This is a genomic window from Antarctobacter jejuensis, from assembly GCF_052266595.1.
Classification (GTDB): Bacteria; Pseudomonadota; Alphaproteobacteria; order Rhodobacterales; family Rhodobacteraceae; genus Antarctobacter; species Antarctobacter jejuensis.
This window is the reverse complement of sequence record NZ_JBQQXJ010000017.1, coordinates 54,482-74,939: the sequence shown is the minus strand read 5'-3', so window position 1 is coordinate 74,939 and position 20,458 is coordinate 54,482. Positions and strand designations below refer to the sequence as shown.

Annotated in this window: 18 protein-coding genes; 2 read left to right on the top strand and 16 right to left on the bottom strand. The window is 61.9% G+C overall.

What is annotated here, in order from left to right:
* Positions 1 to 188: 188 nt before the first annotated feature.
* The 7 genes from ACTXGA_RS20105 to ACTXGA_RS20075 all read right to left on the bottom strand — a co-directional run bounded on the left by ACTXGA_RS20105 (position 189) and on the right by ACTXGA_RS20075 (position 8,619).
* Complete coding sequence (locus tag ACTXGA_RS20105) at positions 189 to 1,169, bottom strand: ABC transporter ATP-binding protein (RefSeq protein WP_443396421.1); 981 nt, start codon at positions 1,167 to 1,169, stop codon at positions 189 to 191.
* Positions 1,162 to 2,172 carry an ABC transporter ATP-binding protein gene (locus tag ACTXGA_RS20100; RefSeq protein ID WP_443396420.1) on the bottom strand — a complete coding sequence of 337 codons (1,011 nt, stop codon included), beginning with the start codon at positions 2,170 to 2,172 and terminating at the stop codon, positions 1,162 to 1,164. Before ACTXGA_RS20100 ends, ACTXGA_RS20105 begins: the two co-directional genes overlap by 8 nt.
* Complete coding sequence (locus ACTXGA_RS20095; RefSeq protein WP_443396418.1) at positions 2,162 to 3,328, bottom strand: ABC transporter permease; 1,167 nt, start codon at positions 3,326 to 3,328, stop codon at positions 2,162 to 2,164. The genes ACTXGA_RS20100 and ACTXGA_RS20095 overlap by 11 nt, the downstream gene beginning before the upstream one ends.
* On the bottom strand, positions 3,325 to 4,308 hold the full coding sequence (locus tag ACTXGA_RS20090; RefSeq protein WP_443396417.1) for an ABC transporter permease: 984 nt from the start codon (positions 4,306 to 4,308) through the stop codon (positions 3,325 to 3,327). Before ACTXGA_RS20090 ends, ACTXGA_RS20095 begins: the two co-directional genes overlap by 4 nt.
* A gap of 109 nt (positions 4,309 to 4,417) precedes the next feature.
* A complete protein-coding gene (locus tag ACTXGA_RS20085) occupies positions 4,418 to 6,358 on the bottom strand; it encodes an ABC transporter substrate-binding protein (RefSeq protein WP_443396416.1) in 1,941 nt (646 codons plus the stop codon).
* 26 nt (positions 6,359 to 6,384) lie between these two features.
* Entirely contained in the window at positions 6,385 to 7,608 is a 1,224-nt protein-coding gene (locus ACTXGA_RS20080; RefSeq protein WP_443396415.1) for a mandelate racemase/muconate lactonizing enzyme family protein, read from the bottom strand.
* A 300-nt stretch (positions 7,609 to 7,908) separates the two neighbouring features.
* A complete protein-coding gene (locus ACTXGA_RS20075) occupies positions 7,909 to 8,619 on the bottom strand; it encodes a GntR family transcriptional regulator (protein WP_421904961.1) in 711 nt (236 codons plus the stop codon).
* A gap of 97 nt (positions 8,620 to 8,716) precedes the next feature.
* Between ACTXGA_RS20075 and ACTXGA_RS20070 the strand changes: the two genes are divergently transcribed.
* The gene (locus ACTXGA_RS20070) at positions 8,717 to 9,574 is read left to right on the top strand and encodes an SMP-30/gluconolactonase/LRE family protein (protein WP_443396414.1); all 858 of its coding nucleotides are present in this window, start codon (positions 8,717 to 8,719) and stop codon (positions 9,572 to 9,574) included.
* Positions 9,575 to 9,616: 42 nt separating this feature from the next.
* On the opposite strand, the gene ACTXGA_RS20065 is transcribed toward ACTXGA_RS20070, so the two are convergent.
* The 5 genes from ACTXGA_RS20065 to ACTXGA_RS20045 form a co-directional block, all read right to left on the bottom strand.
* Positions 9,617 to 10,702 carry an ABC transporter ATP-binding protein gene (locus ACTXGA_RS20065; protein WP_443396413.1) on the bottom strand — a complete coding sequence of 362 codons (1,086 nt, stop codon included), beginning with the start codon at positions 10,700 to 10,702 and terminating at the stop codon, positions 9,617 to 9,619.
* Complete coding sequence (locus ACTXGA_RS20060; RefSeq protein WP_443396412.1) at positions 10,695 to 11,459, bottom strand: SDR family NAD(P)-dependent oxidoreductase; 765 nt, start codon at positions 11,457 to 11,459, stop codon at positions 10,695 to 10,697. Before ACTXGA_RS20060 ends, ACTXGA_RS20065 begins: the two co-directional genes overlap by 8 nt.
* Positions 11,456 to 12,337, bottom strand: a complete 882-nt coding sequence (locus tag ACTXGA_RS20055; protein WP_443396411.1) for a carbohydrate ABC transporter permease — start codon at positions 12,335 to 12,337, stop codon at positions 11,456 to 11,458. Before ACTXGA_RS20055 ends, ACTXGA_RS20060 begins: the two co-directional genes overlap by 4 nt.
* A complete protein-coding gene (locus ACTXGA_RS20050) occupies positions 12,334 to 13,203 on the bottom strand; it encodes a carbohydrate ABC transporter permease (protein ID WP_443396410.1) in 870 nt (289 codons plus the stop codon). The genes ACTXGA_RS20055 and ACTXGA_RS20050 overlap by 4 nt, the downstream gene beginning before the upstream one ends.
* Before the next feature lie 64 nt (positions 13,204 to 13,267).
* Entirely contained in the window at positions 13,268 to 14,491 is a 1,224-nt protein-coding gene (locus tag ACTXGA_RS20045; protein WP_443396409.1) for an ABC transporter substrate-binding protein, read from the bottom strand.
* A gap of 128 nt (positions 14,492 to 14,619) precedes the next feature.
* On the opposite strand from ACTXGA_RS20045, the gene ACTXGA_RS20040 reads away from it, so the two are divergent.
* The gene (locus ACTXGA_RS20040) at positions 14,620 to 16,149 is read left to right on the top strand and encodes a sulfatase family protein (protein ID WP_443396408.1); all 1,530 of its coding nucleotides are present in this window, start codon (positions 14,620 to 14,622) and stop codon (positions 16,147 to 16,149) included.
* 55 nt (positions 16,150 to 16,204) lie between these two features.
* On the opposite strand, the gene ACTXGA_RS20035 is transcribed toward ACTXGA_RS20040, so the two are convergent.
* Genes ACTXGA_RS20035 through ACTXGA_RS20020 form a run of 4 tightly spaced genes read right to left on the bottom strand, consistent with a single transcriptional unit; the run spans position 16,205 to position 20,418 of the window.
* The gene (locus ACTXGA_RS20035; protein ID WP_443396407.1) at positions 16,205 to 16,861 is read right to left on the bottom strand and encodes a 2-dehydro-3-deoxy-6-phosphogalactonate aldolase; all 657 of its coding nucleotides are present in this window, start codon (positions 16,859 to 16,861) and stop codon (positions 16,205 to 16,207) included.
* A complete protein-coding gene (locus ACTXGA_RS20030) occupies positions 16,858 to 17,790 on the bottom strand; it encodes a 2-dehydro-3-deoxygalactonokinase (RefSeq protein ID WP_443396406.1) in 933 nt (310 codons plus the stop codon). The genes ACTXGA_RS20035 and ACTXGA_RS20030 overlap by 4 nt, the downstream gene beginning before the upstream one ends.
* The gene (locus tag ACTXGA_RS20025; RefSeq protein WP_443396457.1) at positions 17,783 to 18,949 is read right to left on the bottom strand and encodes a mandelate racemase/muconate lactonizing enzyme family protein; all 1,167 of its coding nucleotides are present in this window, start codon (positions 18,947 to 18,949) and stop codon (positions 17,783 to 17,785) included. The genes ACTXGA_RS20030 and ACTXGA_RS20025 overlap by 8 nt, the downstream gene beginning before the upstream one ends.
* 38 nt (positions 18,950 to 18,987) lie before the next feature.
* Positions 18,988 to 20,418 (bottom strand): aldehyde dehydrogenase family protein, encoded by a 1,431-nt coding sequence (locus ACTXGA_RS20020; protein ID WP_443396405.1) that lies wholly within the window; start codon positions 20,416 to 20,418, stop codon positions 18,988 to 18,990.
* Positions 20,419 to 20,458: the final 40 nt, after the last annotated feature.

Sequence of the window (20,458 nt, the reverse complement as noted above, 5' to 3'; positions counted from 1 at the left end):
GATCCTCATAGAACAGAGGTCATGTCAGAGTTATAAATGTCAGGCTCGGTCTGGTTGAGGATGCGTATCAACTTCATGTTGAGGACGGTCTGGCCCCGGTTAGGCTCCGGTCTCTTTCGAGAAATAATTGCTATGATGGCGCCGCGGCATGGCAATCAGATACCTGCGCCAACGTCCGCATCTGAAATTCATATCTCTCCCGCGAAGTGGCACAGCACATCCGACCCATCAATCCGCTTCACGGTCGGGACTGAGTTCTGGCATAGCGCGGTTGCATGGGGGCAACGCGGGGCAAATTGGCAGCCTGTGAAGGTCGAGCCAGCCTCGCCCTCGGGGCTCTCTTTTCGCCGGGGCTGCCGCGCCCGAGGGTCGGGAACTGGCACGGACGCCAACAGTGCGCGCGTGTAGGGATGTTTCGGCGCGCGGAACAGGTCTTCGGTGCTGGCCAGTTCCACGATCTTGCCCCGGTACATCACGGCAATTCGATCACAGAAATGCTCTACCACCGCCAGATCATGGGCGATGAAGATATAGGTCAGCGAAAACTCTTCCTGCAAGTCCATCAACAGGTTCAAGGTCTGCGCCTGGATGGAGACATCCAACGCGGAAACGGCCTCATCCGCGATGATCAGTTCAGGCCGCGTCGCAAGGGCCCGCGCGATGCCAAGACGTTGACGTTGCCCTCCAGAGAAGGCGTTGGGATAGCGTTGCAGGAATTCTTTTCGCAGGCCCACCTGTTCCAGCAGTTCGGACACCCGCTCTGCCAACGCCTGCCTGCTTTGACCCTCGAACTTGCGCAGGCTCTGACCGATCAGGTCGATCACGCGCAGGCGCGGGTTCAGGGAAGACTGCGGATCCTGAAACACCATTCGGATATCGCGCCAGATGTCGCGCAACGCCTTGCGGTCAGCTTCGGTCAACTCGACGGCCGCCTTGCCCTGACCGGAAAACCGCACCGATCCACCGGTGGGATCAAGGATCCTCATCAGGCAGCGCCCCAGGGTGGTCTTGCCAGAGCCGCTTTCCCCCACGATGCCGAAGGTTTCGCCGCGCTTTACGTCAAAGGATACGTTGTCAACCGCACGAATTGCGGTCCCGGATTTGCGCAGCCCACCGCCAGAGGGGAAATGCATGTCGAGGTTGCGAACTTCCATGATTGACTCAGACATGCCCCGCCTCCTTCATATGCAGAAAACAGGCCGCGCAGCTTGAACCGATCACAACCAGTGGCGGCTCTGATTTATCGCAGATGCCCGGCATGAAACGGTCACAACGGGTGCGGAACGTGCAGCCGGACGGGCGCGCAAGCGGATGCGGCACCATACCCCGGATGGCCGGCAGGCGGTCGCGACGCCCCATGCCCATGCGCGGAACCGAGGCCAAAAGCGCCTGCGTATACGGGTGTTGGGGGCTTTCGAAGATGGAGTAAACGTCGCCCTTTTCCACCACCTTGCCCATGTACATGACGGCGACATCTTCGGCCACTTCGGCCACCACGCCCAGGTCATGGGTGATCAGCATGACGCCCATGCGGAACTCTTCCTTCAGTTCCGCGATCAGGTCGAGGATCTGCGCCTGGGTCGTCACGTCGAGCGCGGTGGTCGGCTCATCCGCGATCAACAGACGCGGCTGGCAGGACAACGCCATGGCGATCATCGCCCGCTGGCGCATTCCGCCCGACAGCTCGAACGGATAGCTTTCGTACCGTTCCGCAGGGCGCGGGATGCCCACGCGATGCAAGAGGTCTATCGCGATCTCCTTTGCCTCGGCCTTGCTGACCTTGCGGTGCAGCAGGATCGTCTCGGAGATCTGCTTGCCAATCTTCTGGATCGGCCCGAGCGACGACATCGGCTCCTGGAAGATCATCGCGATATCCTGACCGCGAATGTCGCGCAGTTGTCGCGAACCGTGTCGGACCTTGGCAAGGTCCACGGTCTGCCCGTGAGCCCCGCGATAGGTGATTGCGCCGTCAACGATGCGCCCCGGCGCATCAACGATACGCAAGATCGAGCGCGCCATGATCGACTTGCCACACCCGGATTCCCCAAGGATACAGAGCGTGCGATTGGCAAAGATGTCCAGGTCGACGCCTTCGACGGCTTTCACCACCCCGTCGTCGGTAAAGAAGTGGGTCTTGAGCCCGCGGATCTCGATCAGCGGTTCAGTGTGCATGTGGGTCTGCGGCATCGCGAAGTCCATCCCCGAGAAAGTTGAGTGCCAGCACCGCGGCCACGATGACCGAACCGGGTGCAATCAAGAGCCAGGGCGCCTGTATGATGGTGCGGATGTTCTGCGCCTCTTTCAGCAGCGTGCCCCAGGACACGATCGGCGGTTGCAACCCGATCCCGAGGAAGGACAGCGAGGTTTCGGCCAGGATCATCAGTGGCACGGCCAGTGTCAGCGAGGCGATGATATGGCTGGCAAAGCTGGGCACCATGTGCCGCCGGATCACCTCCCAGTCGTTCAACCCGTCGAGCCGCGCGGCGGTTATGAAATCCTCTCCTCGGAGGGACAGGAACTTGCCGCGGACCTCGCGGGCAAGGCTGGTCCAGCCGATCATCGAGACGATGATTGTCACCACGAAATAGGTCCGCAGCGGTGGCCAGTCCAAGGGGATCGCGGCGGCCAGCCCCATCCACAGCGGAATTGTGGGAATTGAGCGCAGGAATTCGATCAGGCGCTGAATCGCGTTGTCCACCCAGCCGCCGTAATAGCCGGAAATCCCGCCCAGGCTGACGCCCACGATCAGGGACACCGCCACGCCCACAAGACCGATGGACATGGAAATCCGCGTGCCCATGACGATCCGGCTGAAAATATCGCGGCCCAGTCGGTCCGCCCCCCAGAAATAGACCCTGTCGCGCGGGTTCACCGGGCCAAAGAAGTGGCGATCCATCGGGATGAGGCCAAGCAGTTTGTACTCGAACCCTTTGACGAAAAATCCCAGCGGGATCACCTTGTCCGGATCCTCGACAAAGGTGCGGCGCCGTTCGACCGGGTCGACGGTCAGCTTCAAACCCTTGGCATGCAGCAGAAAGCCGCGCGATCCATCTTCCCTGTCGACCATCAGGTGAACGGACATGGGCGGCGCAAAGGGTGCGCGGCGATTAGTTTCCTGAATGTCCGTGGTTGCCAGGAACTCTCCGAACAGCGCCATGGCATAGATGAAACCGACCACCCACAGGCTGAAATAGGCCGCCCGATGCCGCCGGAACTTGCGCCACATCAGCGCCCAGGGGCCCAGCAGTTCGGGCATGAACACGCCCGCCTCTGCAGATTGCTCGTCCGTCCGCGGCTCGGTTGGTATCAAGATTGTGCTATCTGTCATTGGTATCTGATCCTTGGGTCGATCCATGCCAGCAGGAGGTCGGAAATCAGCGTGCCCAACACCGTCAGCAGGCTGACGATCAGGATCAGTGATCCGGCAAGATACATGTCCTGCACCAGAAGCGCCCGCAGCAGCATCGGCCCGGTGGTGGGCAGATTCATGACCACGGCCACGATGATCTCACCCGATACCAGCGACGGCAGGATCCATCCGATTGTCGAAATGAAGGGGTTCAGCGCGACCCGCACCGGGTACCGTATCAAGAGCTGGAACTCGGACATGCCCTTGGCCCGGGCGGTGACGACATAGGGGCGGTACAATTCGTCGAGAAGATTGGCGCGCATGATGCGGATCAAGGCCGCCGCGCCAGAGGTTCCGACCACGACGATCGGCATCCAGATATGGGCCAGCAGGTCCATCACCTTGGCCCAGGACCACGGCTGATCAAGGTACTCGGGGCTGACCAGCCCGCCGACCGACTGGCCGAAGTACTTGAAGGCCACGTACATCATGACCAGTGCCAGCAGGAAATTCGGCACGGCCAGCCCGATGAAGCCAAAGAAGGTCGCCACGTAGTCGCCGAACGAATACTTGCGCACGGCGGAATAGATGCCGATCGGCAGCGCAACCGCCCAGATGAACAGCAGCGTGAACAGAGAGATCGCGAAGGTCCAGCCCAGCCGATCCCAGATCAGGTCCGCAACGGGCAGGTTCTTTTCGAAGGACAGGCCGAAATCTCCCTCCAGCAGAATGCCCGTGATCCACTTCCAGTATTGGACATAGAAAGGCTGGCCCAGCCCGTATTGAGCCCTCAAAGCCTCCATCGTTCCGGCGTCCAACCCGCCTGAATCGCTGAGTTCGGCAGCCAGCGTATCCAGGTAGTCACCTGGCGGAAGCTGGATGATGAGAAAGGTGACAACCGACACCATCAGGACCGTGGGGACCATGTACAGCAGTCGGCGACAGATGAAACCGGTCATCTCTCGTCCTTTGATTTTTGGGAAAAGGGTCGCCGGGTCCGGCGGTGATGTGTCAGCAAGAGAGATCGGCCCGGACAGGGAGGAAAGCCGGGCCGATCCAAAGGCGCGCCTACGGGAGAGATTGGCCGCCTTCGTAGTACATCTGGCTGACGTAGGGAGACGGATACCAAAGCTGCCCGGAGATCGGCAGCGGATCAGGGACATTACGCACGTTGTTCCGCGCAACCCCGAAGGCCGGATCGCTCTGTACCAATCCGACGGTCAGGAATTGGTCGGCGGACAGTTCCAGCAACGCTTCCATTTCCGATTTGCGCACCTCGGCATTGGGCGCGGCCTTGACCAGATCGTACTGAGTGAACAGGGCCTTGACGGCCTCTGGCGGTTCGATTCCCGTGTCGGGGTCAACGCCCCAGCGCGCCCATTCCGGCGCCCAGAACACCGCCGTGCCGAATGGCAGGTAGCATTCGGGCGAGGTATAGGCATCCGACTGCCCGCCCGCGCAGTTCCAGATATACGCGTCATGCTGCGCAGCCGAGGCCAGTTCTTGCAGACGCGCGCGGTCGCTCATACGGATCTGGAAATCGAGGCCCACGTCCGCCGCATGGATCGCGACAAGTTCCATGACATCGGGGAACTGGGCGCCAAAAACGTCGGCGACCATGAAGACCAGCGAAAAGCGCTCTCCATCCGGACCAAGGCGGAACCCTTCGGAATCCTTCTCCGGTAGAACCTTGTCGAGGTATTCATTGGCCAGATCGGGATCGTATTCGGTGAACTGCTTGGCCATGCGTTCGTTGTACAGGGGCGACACCGGCTGTGGCGCGGTCTGCGCGGCCCGGCCAGAGCCGAAATAGATCAGGTCAATGATTTCCTGGCGGTTCACCGCATGGCTCAGCCCGACGCGGAAATCCTTGTTGTTCACCACCTCGTTCTTGACCGGGTCGGGGTTGTTCAGATTCAGCATCAGGATCGCGCCGTTGGACGGCAGATCGTTGGTATCGAAGAACCGGTATTTTCCACGCTCCATGTTGTCGGTCAGGATCGCGCGGTTGGCCGGACGGCCGAGGTGCCGGTTCATGTAGTCGATCTCGCCGTTGAAGGCCTTCAGCAGGATCGTTTCGGGGTCTTCGACCTGGTCCCAGGTGATGCGGTCGAGATACGGCAATTGATTGCCCTCGGCATCCACCTTCCAGAAGTAAGGATTGCGCTCTGCCACCAGGCGGTCTGCCGAGCCATAGGCGTTTTGCAGCTTCCAAGGATGCAGCGTCGGCCGGTCCGGGTTCTGCCAGAATGCGGGCGTATGCATGTGCCCGGCCTTTAGCGTGAACAGCGAAATCCAGTCGTTCGCCGCAGGTTCGGCGTCGATCAGGGCCTGAATGCCGTCAGGGTTATAGTCCGCGTGGAACTGGGTGAGGTAATGCTTGGGATAATTGACCGGGTAGTAGCCGAACCCATAGGCCATGTTCGGAATGAACAAGCCGTTGGGAGTTGCGAACTTGAACTCGACCGTGTGATCGTCGATCGCTGTCACCTCCACCGGACCTTCGGGGCCGACATAGATCGGATGTTTCGACGGCGTCAGGCGCGGGTCGGAAAAGACCTCGTACCAGAACAGGATATCCTCCGCCGTAAACGGCGCGCCATCCGACCAGCGCATGCCTTTGCGCAGCTTGAAGGTGAAGGTGGTCGCATCATCCGACACCGTCCAGCTTTCGGCGATGTTCGGCTTGATCTCGGTCCAGTCGACACTCCACCGCACAAGGTTTTCATGCCCGATGGTGCGCACGATGTTGTGCTGATCGCCGCCGCCAAGGATGGCACGACGCATGGTCCCGCCGTATTCCCCGATGCTGTCGACCACTTCGAACACCAGCGGGGTTTCCGGCAACCGGCTTGCCACGTCGGGCAGGTCCCCTGCCTCTACCAAGGCGTCGAACATTGGCGCCTGATTGTATTCGGCCGCCGCACCCGGCATGACGGACAGGGCAAGCAATCCCAGCGCCGCCGCACCTCCCAGCAGCCGCTGTCGTGAAAATCTCAGTTGACCCATGTTCTCCTCCTCCGGGTAGTCAAGCGTCACCAGTTGGTGACAGAGCCGTCAGGCTTGGTGAGATGTGGACATTCCACATGCTCTGGTTTGCTGTTGCGCAAAACGGTTTCATCCACCTCCACGCCCAACCCGGGTGCCTCGGGCACGGGGTAGACGGGACCATCCAGTTCGACCTGAACCGGGAACATCGCCTTGTCGTGGAAACCAAGGGATTCGACCGGCGATTGCCGCGTCTCCAGCCATGAAAAGTTCGGCACCGCCGCTGCCATGTGGACGCTGGCCGCGGTGCAAACAGGGCCAAGCGGATTGTGCGGCATCAGGTCGACGTAGTGGCGTTCGCTCCACCCGGCGATCTTCATCGCCTCGGTAAACCCGCCGATATTGCAGATGTCGAGACGCATGTATTGCGTCAGCCCCTGCTCCAAGAACGGCGCCGCCTGCCATTTCGATGCGAACTCTTCGCCGACGGCAAAGGGGATCCCGGTCATCTTCCGAAGCGCGGCATAGGCCTCGGGGCTTTCCGAGCGAATGGGTTCCTCAAGGAAATCAAGCGTTCCGGGAGGCAGCATCTGACAGAAGCTGGCGATTTCGGCTGGGGAATAGCGGTGATGCAGGTCGATCCCCAGACAAAGGTCGCGGCCAAACGCCTCACGCAGGGCGACCAGCGTTTCGACCGTTCCGCCCAGCGACGCGCGCGGATCAAAGATCGTGTCCCCATTGAACCCGTCGGGATAAATGCGCACGCAATCCCAGCCAGCGTCGACCAGCGTTCTGGTGTCCGCCAGCGATTGCTCGATCGAGGTGGACAGGAAGCTGGCGAAGGTCGGCACCACGTCCCGGTGCTTGCCACCCAGAAGTTGATAGACGGGCACGCCCAACCGCTTGCCCAACAGGTCATGCAGCGCAATATCGATGGCCGACATGGCAGCGGTCAGAACGCGCCCACCTTCGAAATACTGGCTGCGATAGGTCTGCTGCCAAATCCGACCGATCTGGCGTGAGTCACGCCCGACAAGGAACCGGGCGAAATCCTCGACCACCGCGGCAACCGCAGCTTCGCGCGAAGACAATCCGGACTCGCCCCAGCCCACCAGCCCGTCGCCGGTTTCAACCCTGACCAACAGTTGATTGCGCCCACCCACGCGCGCCGGGATCGCCTCGATCGCGGCTATGGCCACCGAAGAGGTCACACAGGCTCCCGGTGAAAGCGCGGTCGGCGTTGCCAGGGCTTCAATGGGTTTTCCAGTCACGTCTCGGCCTCCAGCGAATCTTACTGGAACGACGATACATCAATTTTACAGATCGTACATTATTTTTTATGTTTCATGCACTCGGTCAACGTGAAGAAGACAGGGGTCGCTGCACTTCGGCAGGCCAAGAAACTCCGCAGGATCTTTCGATCATTCCGTGAGAAACGTTCGTTATGTCAGAAAGTTTACAGGCGTCCTGCCCAAGACGGCACAGGACCCACGGGCCGAGAACTTCAACATGATGGAGATTGCCCGGTGCCAGGTCCCGCCTGCACCTACGCGGCAAGTGACTGCCTGCGCTCAGGCGCTGCGCTGTCGGGATGAGCGCGTCTGCTCGATTCGCAACTGGTCCACGACGTGTCGCCCGGCATCGCCAATATGCTGGTTCAGGACTGCCAAGGCCCGATCCACATCCTGTGCCTTGATCGCGTCGATCAAGGCACGGTGCTCTCGGATGATCGCCTCTTGTCGACCAATGGCAATCGGCACGCGTGTGCTGATTGATCCAAGGATCTCACGGTGCTGCTTCCAGACGTTGAAAGCAACCCGGTTGTAGTGGCGTTCGTACATGTATTCGTGAAAGGCGTGGTTGAGATCGGTATGACGCGCCTTGTCCTTGAAGTTCAACGCCTCGATCTCATCCTGTATCCGCTCAAGCTCTGCGATGTCCTCGTTGCTGGCGGTTTCGACAAACAACTTCAGTAAGTAGGGCTCCAGTTGATAGCCCACCTCGGCCACGTCGCGGACGAATTCCATGTCTATGGGCCGCACGCGTGCGCCCTGGTTCGGTGTGAACAGGACCAAGCCCTCACCCCGCAACTGCTGCAACGCCTCGCGCACTGGGTTCGTCGATGTGTTGTGCCGCTTGGCCAGTTCCGAGATCTTCAGGCGTGCGTTTGCCTCCAGCGCGCCGGACAGGATGTCATGGCGAATGGCGTCGTAGATCGACGAAGACGTCGTTTCTGCGGCGTCCTTGTTTGCGGAGAGGGAAATGGGGCCGAAATCGCTCATACTGCACCGTTCACCCGGGATAGTTTGGCGTCAAGGGTTTTCGCCAAATCATGCGTCATATATATAGTATCATACATTATTTTTATTTGGAGTGAACATGGAATCGCCGATATGCGTCGATCCGGCACGGGCCGGATGTGGTGAGGGCCTGCTCTGGGATCCGGATCGCGCCCTGCTGTGGTGGGTCGATATCTCGGGCGAGGCGTTGCATTCCTATGATCCTGCCACCGGACAGGCCAAGCGGGTCGCCCTGCCCTACCTCATCAGCGCGCTGGCGCTGGATCAGGACGGCAACCTGCTGATTGCCACCAAACACGGGCTGGGACGGGTGGATCCGGTCAGTGGCATGATCACGACGCTGCATGACCCGGAACCCGACATTCCCGGCAACCGGTTGAACGACATGATCGCCGGACCGGATGGTGCGCTTTGGGTCGGAACCATGTCCGAGGGCGCCAAGGGCCCGACCGGCACGCTGTATCGCTATTTCGATGGACGACCACAGCCGATGATGACCGGCTGCACGATCTCTAACGGCCTGGCGTTCAGCCCGGAGGGCGCGCGCATGTACTTCATCGACAGCGTGCCGGGCGTGATGCACCTTTTCGAGGACGGGGCTTGGCGCGTGCTGCGGACATTCGACGAGACCACCGGCAAGCCGGACGGGATGACGGTGGATTCCGAAGGCACGCTCTGGATCGCGATCTGCGACCGGGGACAGGTCATCGGTATGACGCCGGATGGCGAGATCACCAAGCGGATCGACCTGCCGTGTGAGATCGTGACCAACTGCGCCTTTGGCGGCGCGGGCCTGAAGACCCTGTTCGTGACCACCGGCACCTTCAGCATGACCGAAGACGAAAAAGCCGCCAACCCGGAGGCTGGCGGCCTGTTCACGGTAGAAATGGAGGTGGCGGGCTTGCCACCCTACCGCGCAAACTGGCCGGAGGCGTAGGCCACCTGCCCCGCCGCAGGGAGGTTGCGGCGGGGCGTACCCTCAGCGGATCCGTGCGCCGCTCTCGCTGTCAAAGACCAGCGCCGCGGCAGGATCGAAAGCAATGGACAGCGGGCCACCGGTCGTCGGGCGCGCGGTTCCGCGCAGTTCCACGATTACCGGATGCGCTTCACCCTCGGTCGAGGAATAGGCATAGGACACGCCACCAAGGTTCTCGATCACGTCGATCTCCAGTTCGGCGCGCATGGGGCCGTCAGAGGCGAAATGCTCGGGCCGCAGGCCGATCTTGACCTTCTGACCGGCAACAAGCTGCTGCGAGACCCGCACCGGCAGGGCCGCCGCCCCAAGGCGCGGCACGGACACCGTCACCTGCCCGGAATCCGAGGCCACAACAGTGCCGTCGAAAAGGTTCATCCGGGGAGAGCCGATGAAGCCGGCGACGAACAGGTTGTCCGGGTCTTCATAAAGTTTCGCGGGCGAACCCGCCTGTTCGATCCGGCCATCGCGCAGCACGACGATCTTGTCGGCCATGGTCATGGCCTCGACCTGATCATGGGTGACATAGATCATCGTCGCGCCCAGCTGCTTGTGCAGCTTGGCAATTTCCACCCGCATCTCGACCCGCAGTTCGGCGTCGAGGTTGGACAGCGGTTCGTCGAACAGGAACACATCCGGCTGGCGTACGATGGCACGGCCGATGGCTACCCGTTGGCGCTGACCACCGGACAGGGCCTTGGGCTTGCGGTCCATGTAGTCGGTCAGCTTGAGGATGCGCGCGGCCTCGTCGACCTTCTTCGCGATCTCGGCCTTGGGCGTGCCGCCAATCTTGAGGCCAAAGCTCATGTTCTCACGCACGGTCATGTGCGGATACAGGGCATAGGTCTGGAACACCATGGACACGCCGCGCTTGGCCGGGTCCATGTGGGTCACGTCGCGCCCGCCGATGGTCATGCGCCCGTACGAGGTTTCCTCGAGACCCGCGATCATGCGCAAGAGCGTGGACTTGCCACAGCCCGAGGGGCCAACGAAGACGCAGAAATCGCCGTCGTCGATTTTCAGGTCCACACCGTGGATCACCTGCGTTGCCCCGTAGCGTTTCACCGCCTGTTTCAGCGCCAGTTCAGCCATTGCGCTTCCCCTCCAAGTCAAAAATATCCAAGAGCGCGGACATGCCGCGATCCGCCAGCACGTCCGAACCGTTGAGCGCCGCGCCCGCATCGGACAGCAGGAACACTGCCAGCGCGCCGATCTCATCCACGGTGGTCACCTCGCCTTCGGGCGTCCATGACCGGAAGCGATCCGCCAGTTCCGGTGTCTTCATCGCCGCGTCCACGATCTCGGTCCGGGTCATCGCCGGGCTGATGGCATTCACACGCACGCCCTTGGTGCCCAGGGACCAGGCCATGGCGCGGGTCATCGCCACGATAGCGGCCTTGGTCGCGGCATAGCCTTCGTGGCCGGGGTTCGTGGCGCGGGCATGGACCGAGGCGATATTGACGATTGCGCCCTTACCCGCCTTGGCCATGATCCGCCCGGCCGCCTGGCATCCCACCAGCACGGACCGCTGGTTCACCGTCCATAGCGTTTCCATCTGGTCGCGGGTCATGTCGAGGAACGGCACCTTGATGGTGACGCCCGCGTTGTTCACCATACCATCCAGACGCCCGGCGCGGTCATGCGCCGCCGCAAGCGCGCCTTCGAAAGCGTCGAGATCGGTGACATCGACCTGCGCGAACTCCGCGCCGATCTCAGTCATCTGCGCCGTGCCGTCGTTTTTGTCGAACCCGGTCACCTGCGCGCCCGCCTTGGCGCAGGCCCGCGCGATGCCCAGCCCGATGCCCGCCGCGGCGCCGGTGATGATGATGTGCTTGCCGTCCAGGTTCATTTCACCGCCCCTGCCGTGGCGCCGGACATGATCTTGCGCTGGAACACCGCGAACATCAGCAGCAGCGGAAGCGAGCCCAGAACCGCCGCTGGAAACAGCTTGGTCGGGTCGATGCCGGTGTTGCCCACGAACTTGTAGACCGCGATCATCACCGTCAGCTTGTCCTTGTCAGTCAGCAATAGCAGCGGATAGATGAAATCATTCCAGACCATGATCATCACGAACAGTGACAGCGTGGCCGTCACCGGCGCCAGCAAGGGCCGGATCACGTGCCAGAAGATCTGCCAGTTGTTGCAGTTGTCCAAACGCGCGGCCTCTTCCAACTCCATCGGGATGGCCGCGATGAAGCTGGTGTAGAAGAACACCGCCAGAGGCAGTTTCAGCGCCGCAAAGGCCAGCACGATGCCAAGGTAACTGTCCAGCAGGCCAAGGTCGCGGAAGATCACGTAGATCGGCGTAATGGTGACAAAGTTCGGCGTCGCCAGACCCAGCGCCATCACCATGACGATCACGCGGCTGAGGCGGTTCTGCAGACGGGCCAGCGGATAGGCCGCCATGGCGCCGGCAAAGACCACCACCACGATCACCGACAGGGTGATGCCCAGCGAGTTGATGACAGAACGGACGTACCCCATGGACGACAAAGCCGCCATGTAGTTGCCCCAGTACAGGCTGTCGGGCAGGCCCAGCGGATCCTGCGCGATCTCTGTCGAGGTCTTGAACGACATCATAACCATGTAGATCAGCGGCAGAAGCATGATACCCACCAGCGCCAGCACGATGCCATGCACCAGGATCGACTTGGCGCGCCGCTTGATCAGGTCCCAGTCGGGGCCGGCGCGGTCCGGCGCTGCGGTTTGTGCGTCGGTCAGGCTCATGACGTGTGCTCCCGGTCCCGCAGGACCTTGTTCTGGATAAAGGCCACGGCCAGCACGATCACCAGCATGACGATCGACAGCGCGCTGGCGAAACCGAATTTGTACTGGCCGAAAAGGTTGTCGATGATGTCGATGGACAGAAGGCGCGTCGCGCCGTCCGGCCCGCCCTTGGTCAGGATGAAGGGCAGTTCAAAGGTCTTGAGCGTGCCGATGGTGGTCAGCATGACCGAAACGGTGATCGACGGGCCGAGGAGCGGCAGTTCAAGGTATCGGAACCGCTGCCAGCTTGAGGCGCCTTCCAGCCGCCCGGCCTCGTTGATCTCTTCCGGTATGCCGGCAAAGCCCGCCAGGAAGATCGCGCAGGTGAAACCAGTGAACATCCAGATCTGCGTGAAGGCCACGGAATAGAGCGCGATGTTGGGATCGCCCAGCCAGTTCTGCTCCCACGCGCCAAGACCCAGATCGCGCAGCGCCACGTTGATCCCGCCGTTCAGCGGCGAGTAGAGGAACTGCCAGACATAGCCGACCACCACAAAAGACATCATCGCGGGTGTATACAGGGCCGCACGGCTGAAATTGCGGATCAGCGGCAGCCGGTGCAGCATGGCCGCAAAAAACAGCCCCGTGACCGTCAGCGCCGAGACCACGATCACCGTGTACCAGAGCGTCAGCCAGATTTCCTGCAGATAGCGATCACGGCTGAAGATGCGCTCGTAGTTGCGCCAGCCGATGTCCTTTGCCTCGCCGATGCCCTTGTAGTTTGTCAGGCTCATGTCGAAGGTCAGGATGATCGGATGGATAAAGAACAGGCCGATCACCAGCAGGGCCGGTATCGTGAACAAGTATAAGGACTGTCTGGCGCGCATGGTTTCCTCCCCCTGGCCTTGGGTGGTGTGTAGGCCCGGAGCGCGAGGCCCCGGGCCTGCGGACTTACAGGCTGTCTTCGATGGCGTAGTCCCACCGCTCCAGCGTTTCTTCGTTGTCTTCGTCGATGTTCAGCAGGAAGCCGGTGATGCTGTCTTCCCATTCCGATTGCAGGATCTTCGGGAATTCCAGCGTCGAAAAGGGCCAGAGGATCAGGCTGCCCGCGTCACGCGCTGCGGTATAGGGCGCGGCCAGATCCGGCATGGTCGACACGCCGCCCGTGTAGGGGCTGTAAGCGCCTTCGGCGGCGAGGAAGACGTTCAGATTTTCCTCTTCGGCAAAGAAATCGACCCATTTGCGGGCGGCTTCCTTGTGCTCGGCATCCCGCGGGATCGCCCAGCCCGGCCCGACGAGGTCCAGTGCCAGACCGTGTTCGGTATAGGCCGAGGGCATCGGCGCGAACTGATAGTTGAGCCCCTCGACTGCCGAGAAGTTGCCGATGTTCCAGGCACCTTGCGGCAGGATCGCCACGTTGCCGGCACGGAATTCCTGCGGCGCTGTCGCCCAGGGGTCAAGACCGGCCTGAAGCTTGGGGTCGAAACACTCTGCCGCCACAAGATCGCGCACGCTGTCGAGCGAAGCATTGAAGTTCTCGTCGTCGACAAAGCTGCGGTCACCGCTGCCGTATTCCGCCGGAGAGATCCCGTTGGGGTCGATCCCGTTGGCCCCGACAAACAGCATGGCCGGAAAACCGCCCGCGAAGATCATCGGCGCGATGCCTTCAGCCGACAGGGCCTTGCAGGCCGCCTTGAGCTCATCCAGCGTGACAGGCGCCTTGTCGATCCCGACCTTGGCCAGAAGGTCCATGTTGACGAAATTGCCCATGCCGATGACTTCCAGCGGGTAGACAAGGATCTGACCGTCGCGGGTCATCACGTTGCGCACCGCCGGGATCATCCGATCATACCAGGGGCTGTCGGTTCCCAGATCCGTCAGGAACCCCGCCCCGCCCCACAAGTCGACCAGGGAACTGTCGACCATGGTCACGTCCGGCGGGTTGCCGCCTTGCAGGCGCGGCGGGATCACCTTGTCCACGTCCTTGCGGGCGACATAGGTCAACTCGACATCGATATCGGGATTGGCCGCCTCGAATTTCTCGATCAGCTCAGGCAGGCCGGCAGGCTCTGCTTCGTTTCCCTTCCACGCCACGACATCAAGAACGGTTTGCGCCCCGGCGAACGAGGCCATCAGCAAGCCAAGTGCGGTTGCGGCAGACAAGCTACGAATCATTTTCAGGATGCTCCTCTCTTCCTTTTTAAATCGTACATTATTTTTTATCTATTGTACATCCTTCCATGAGGGTGCTTTATTTGGACAGGGTCCACCCACAGATTCCAATCAGACAGAAGGGGCACGCCATGCGCCGAAAGCCGAACGTCATACTCATCTCGACAGACCAGCAGCGGGGCGATTGCATCGGACCAGAGGGCCGTGGCGTGCGCACGCCACATATCGACAGCATCGGCGCCGCGGGCGTGCGCTTTAGCAAATGCATCACGCCGCACCCCATGTGCCAGGCGGCGCGTTCTTCGATCCTGACCGGCAAACTGCCCTACAGCCATGGCGTTCGGGACAATGGCCGCGACCTTGACGAGGCTCTGGCAGAGGCCGGGCTGGGAGGGATGTTCAGCAAAGCGGGATATGCCACGCATTTCGTCGGCAAGGCGCATCTGTCCAGCCAGCAGACCTTTGAACCCACCGGGCGGGCCGAATGCTACAAGAGCGCCAAGGACTTTGCCCCGGACTGGCGCGGGTCCTACATGGGCTTTGACGACGTGCAGATGATGCTGCGCCCACACCACCATACCCAATGGTACGATCCGCCCGAGGCACTGCACTATGAATACTGGCTGGATCAGGACGGGCGCGGACAGGAACGCTGGGACCGGGCCAAGGACCGCCTTCAACCGGACACCGAACATTTTCAGGCCTGGCGTTCGGCGCTGGACGCGCCTTGGCATTCCTCGCCCTGGATCGGTGATCGCGCGGTCGAGATGATCCAGAACAAGGGCGACAAGCCGCTGATGGCCTGGGTGTCCTTTCCCGACCCGCACCCGCCGTTCCTGTCGCCGCAGCCTTGGTGTGACATGTATGACCGCGACGAGGTCACGATCGCCCCGCATCCGGAGTTGGATCTTGATGCACGGCCCTGGTGGCACCGCGCCTTCGTCGAGGACCGCGCCAAGCCGATCAAGCAGGGGTCGGAACACAACGCCGGCGGCATCGACTGGGGTCAGAAGGGCGAGTTGACCGAGGCCGCGCTGCGCGACATCACGCGGATCTATTTCGGCATGATCTCTTCGGTCGATCACGAAGTGGGCCGCATCCTCGACGCTCTGCGCGCCAAGGGCGAACTGGACAACACCTATGTGATCTTCATCAGCGATCACGGCGAGTGGCTGGGCGATCACGGGCTGCTGCTGAAGGGGCCGATGCTGTACGACGGGCTGCTGCGCGTGCCCTGCCTGATCCAGGGGCCCGGCGTACCGCAGGGCCGGGTGATCGACGATCCCGTCGGAACCGTCGACGTGCTGGCAACGGCGGCGGACCTGGCCGACCTGCCCACGCCCGACGGCCACGGGCAATCCTGGCGCGGGCTTTGGACGGGTGAGCAAACCCGCGACTTTGCCCTGTCGGAATACGAGGTGGACAGCCTGCGGTCCGCCGTGGACATGGACCTGATGACGGTCCGCAGCCAACGCTATCGCATGTCGATGGACCTGAAGACCGACACCGGCGAGCTGTATGACCTGCAGGACGATCCGGTCGAGATGATCAACCGTTTCGATGACCCGGACTACCAGGCCATCCGAAAGGAACACCACGACATGATCCGCGCGCGTCCCGATGACATGATCCCGGTCGCCCCGCGCGTCGGCTGGCACTGACGACAGGCCGCAGCACCAAAACGGCAAAGCCGCCGCAAGTTGCGGCGGCTTTGTTTCATTCGGCGGCGACTGCAGCGCCATATGCTGCGCGATACCCCGCGACAGCCTCTCTTGCGCGGGCAGCGACCTGTGTGGTCGTGTCCCCAGGCCGGTACAGATTGGTCCCAAGACCGAAACCGACCACGCCCGCCGCCTTGTACTCTTCGAAGTCCGCCGGGCCGACTCCGCCGACCGCACAGATCTGAGTTCCCTGCGGCAGGGTCGCGCGGATGGCGTTGATTCCCGCGGCGCGCACCAAGGAGGCCGGGAAGAACTTCAACCCCGTTGCGCCAAGCCGGATCGCCCGATGCGCCTCGGTGGCGGTGAAAACACCGGGGAAACTGGCCATGCCCGCCTGAACAGATCGCTCGACGACCTCCGGGTTCACATCCGGCGAAACAATCAGGTTTCCTCCCGCCTCTCCGACCTGCTCAACCTGCTCTGCCTGCAACACGGTGCCTGCCCCGACCAGGCATGCGCCATAGTCCTGAGCCACATCCGCCGCGCGCGCGATCGAGGAAAAGGGATCAGGCGAATTTAGCGGGATTTCCACCGCGCGAAACCCGGCGTCAAACAGGGCCATCACGGTCGGAACGGTTTCGCGCGGGGAAATACCGCGCAGGATGGCGATTAGTTTGACGTCCAAAGACGACCATAGTTCGGCAGCTGTCACCTTGCTGTCTCCTTGTGTTGTGTCTGCGGCCAAAGATCCTCGGCGGCGGCAGACAATCCTGCACGCACCGCCCTGTCTGCATCGAGATGACGGATCCCCATGCCCGCAACGGCCAGCGCGCGGGAATACCGTTCGGCCAGAAGGCCCGAAGCAATCAGGCAGACCTCACCCGAAACCGCCTCTTGGCATCCAGCGATTTCCATTCCGATCAAAAGCCCGGAAAGGCGGGACGCAACCTCGCCGGGGTCGACCAGCTGCAACAGCGGGCCGGCCCTCAACTGGAAAAGACTTCGCAAGCTATCCTGGGGCCGCTGAAAGGCCGCCTCGACCGCGCAATCAAAGACGGCGGCATCGAACCGGTTCGGATAGACAAACCCCGACAGCGTGGACCGCCCAGAGAAAAGCGCAAAGGTTTCGCCCGTCATGAAGGTATCGAAGCGGGTCAGCACCCCGTCCTGAACCTGCGCCCACTTGGAATGCGTCCCCGGCATGCAGAACCAGCCTTGCCCCCCAAGCCGCAAGGCCCCCAGCAACATGGTCTCTTCACCGCGCATGACGTCGGGCGACATCGCTTGCCGCTGTGCGGCGCCCGGCAGGATGCGAACATCCCATGTAAAGCCGGGCACGCAGGTGGTCGCAGTCGCAAGATCGGACAGCCGGAGCGGCAGATCCATGTACCCAGCCTCTCGCCAGCCCGTTCGCGCCCCGGCCATCCCGCAGACCAAGACCGGTACGTCATGCGGGACCCTCAACCCTTCCAGGTGGGATTGCAGCACGGGACCGAACTGGTCGGGCGTCAGGGTGGACATGCCCTCCCCGCCCTTGCGTTCTGCCAGAACCCGGCCCCCGGCTGACAGGACCCACAGGCGAAAACTGGAGGTACCCCAGTCCACGCCGACGAAGGCCGGTTGCCCTGTGCGGTCAGTCAATCTCATAGGCCTTTATGAAGTCCCGGTCCGGTTCGACGCCCAGTCCCGGCCCGGTGGGAATTGCGATCAGACCATCGTTGCGCGCAACCTGCCCCTGGATGTCCAGCGGTTCCGCCAGCAGATGGTCGCGGAAACGGTTTTCCGTCGTGTCGAACTCCAGCCAGGGTTCGCGCGGGAAAAGCCCGCCGGGCATCGGGGGCATGGCCGCCAGCAGTTGCAGGTTGGTGGCCACCGCAATCGCCGAGCCCCAGACGTGGTTGAAGACCGGTGTGAAATGCGCGTGGCACAGTGCCAGCACGCGCAGGTACTCGGTGATACCGCCCAAGGCGCAGACCTCGGGCTGGGCGATGTCCAGCCCGCGTGATTCCAGCAGGGTGCGCCAGCCCCAGCGGTTGAATTCCGCCTCGCCACCGGAAATGTTGACCTTCAGACCGGCCCGTAATTCGCGGTAGCCGTCCAGATCCTCGGGCGCCACCGGTTCTTCGAACCAGAACGCGCCCAACTCTTCCAGCGCGCGCCCAACATAGAAGGCGTCCACCGTGTTGTAGGCATGGTTGGCATCGGCCATGAAATCGAAACCGTCACCGACGCCGCGACGCACCGCTTCGGCCAGTTTGACGTCATCCTTCGCGCCAAGGCCGATCTTCATCTTGGTCGCGGCGAATCCCATGTCCCGGATCGCCGCGGCCTCATCCACGAAACGCGCGACATGATCTTCGACGCTCTCACGTTTCAGCATCATGCCGTAACCGTAGGATCGGACATGCGTGCGATGTGCCCCGCCAATCAGCTTGTGGATCGGCTGTCCGGTCACCTTGCCGGCGATGTCCCAAAGCGCGATGTCGACACCCGACAAGGACTGCAACGGCATCCCCTTTTGCCCGTGATCCCGCAGCAGGTTGTAGACCTTATGCCAGATCACGTCGCGATCCATCGGATCCATGTCCAGCACCATCGGCTGGATGACCCGTTCGACAATCGCCTTGTTCGCCAGCGCGACATTGCCAGGGCCAAAGCACTCACCCCAGCCAGTAATCCCCTGATCGGTCTCGACTTCTACCAGATGCGCGGTGCGCTTGGCGTAGTATTGCTGCGAATAGCCAAGTTCCTCGGGCATGTCGCATTGCAGCACGTGGCTGGTGATCTTCGTGATTTTCAGCCCGGTGGTGATGTTTTCCATTTTCATGGAATCCTCCCTTATGTCAGTGCGCGGCTGATGCGCTTCACGACAAGGTAGTCGTTCAGGGCAAGACGCGAGCAGTCGTGGCCGATGCCGGATTGGCCAATGCCGCCGTGCGGCAGGTAAATGTCATATTTCACACCGTTGATCTGCACTTCGCCGTAGCGCAGCCGTTTGGCGGCCTTGTCCGCAAGGGCAAGGTCGGCCGTGAAAATGTAGGAGGCAAGGCCGCCCTCCTCACCGTCATTGGCGCGTTCCAGTACCTCGTCACGGTCATCGAAGGGGATCAGGCTGACCACCGGGCCAAAGATCTCGTTCTGGTAAATCTGCATTTCAGGCGTCACTCCGTCCAGAACGGTGGGCGCCATGAAGAACCCCTTGTCCAGCCCTTCGGGACGGTCGCCCCCGGCCAGCAGCCCCGCGCCCTTGTCCACCGCGTCATCGATCAACCCCTTGACCCGCGTCCAGGCGCGGCCGTCGATCATCGGGCCGGTCTGGATATCGGCATAGCGATCGAAACCGACCTTGGCGGCCTTTGCCCGTGCGACGACTTTTTCCCGGAACGCGTCATGGACCTCCCGTTCGACAAAGACGCGGTTCGGGGTGACACAAATCTGGCCCGCGTTGTTGAACTTGACCGTCGTCACGATGTCGGCGGCAAGATCGAGGTCCGCATCCTTGTAGACCAGCACCGGAGCGTTGCCGCCCAGTTCCATCGAGTATTTCTTGATCGAGGTTGCACCCACCTTCATCAGGTGCTTGCCCGTATTGATCGACCCGATCAGAGTGATCACGTTGGGAATGGTCGAGGCCGCCAGCGCGTCCGACGGGGCATAGCCGTCCGTTGTCAGGATGTTCACCGCCCCCGCAGGCAGGCCGATCTGTTGGCACAACTCGCCCACCGCATAGGCCGACACCGGCGTCGCCGCCGAGGGGCGGATGATGATCGGGCAGCCCGCCGCCATCGCCGGTGCAATCTTGTAGGCAAGGTTCAGCAACGGGAAGTTCCACGCCAGATAGGCCACTGCCACCCCTGCCGGTTCATAGACGATGCGGTGTTCGTGGGTGCCGTCGAGGTCGCGCAGGGTTTCGTCATGCACGCGCTGGATCTCTTCGGCGTAGAACTTCAACGCGCGCTCCAGCAGGTCGAAATCCTCTTGCGTCCCACCCCAGGGCTTGCCCATCTCCTTGTGGATGCAGTCCCGCAGCATCTCTTCGTTGGCGATCACCGCGTCGCGGAGTTTCAACATCCAGTCCTGGCGTTCGGCAATCGGCGTCGCCGCCCAGCCGGCGGCCGCGTCGCGCGCCGATTCCAGCGCGTGTTGAACATCATCCAACCCGGCGGCGGCAACCTGCGCCACGCAGTCTTCGGTGGCCGGGCTCACGACATCAAGCGTGGCCTGTCCGTCCAACAATTCGCCGCCGACATACATCTTCTTACGCAACACCTGCCATGCCTCCGATCAGCATAAAGTTCATTCATATTAT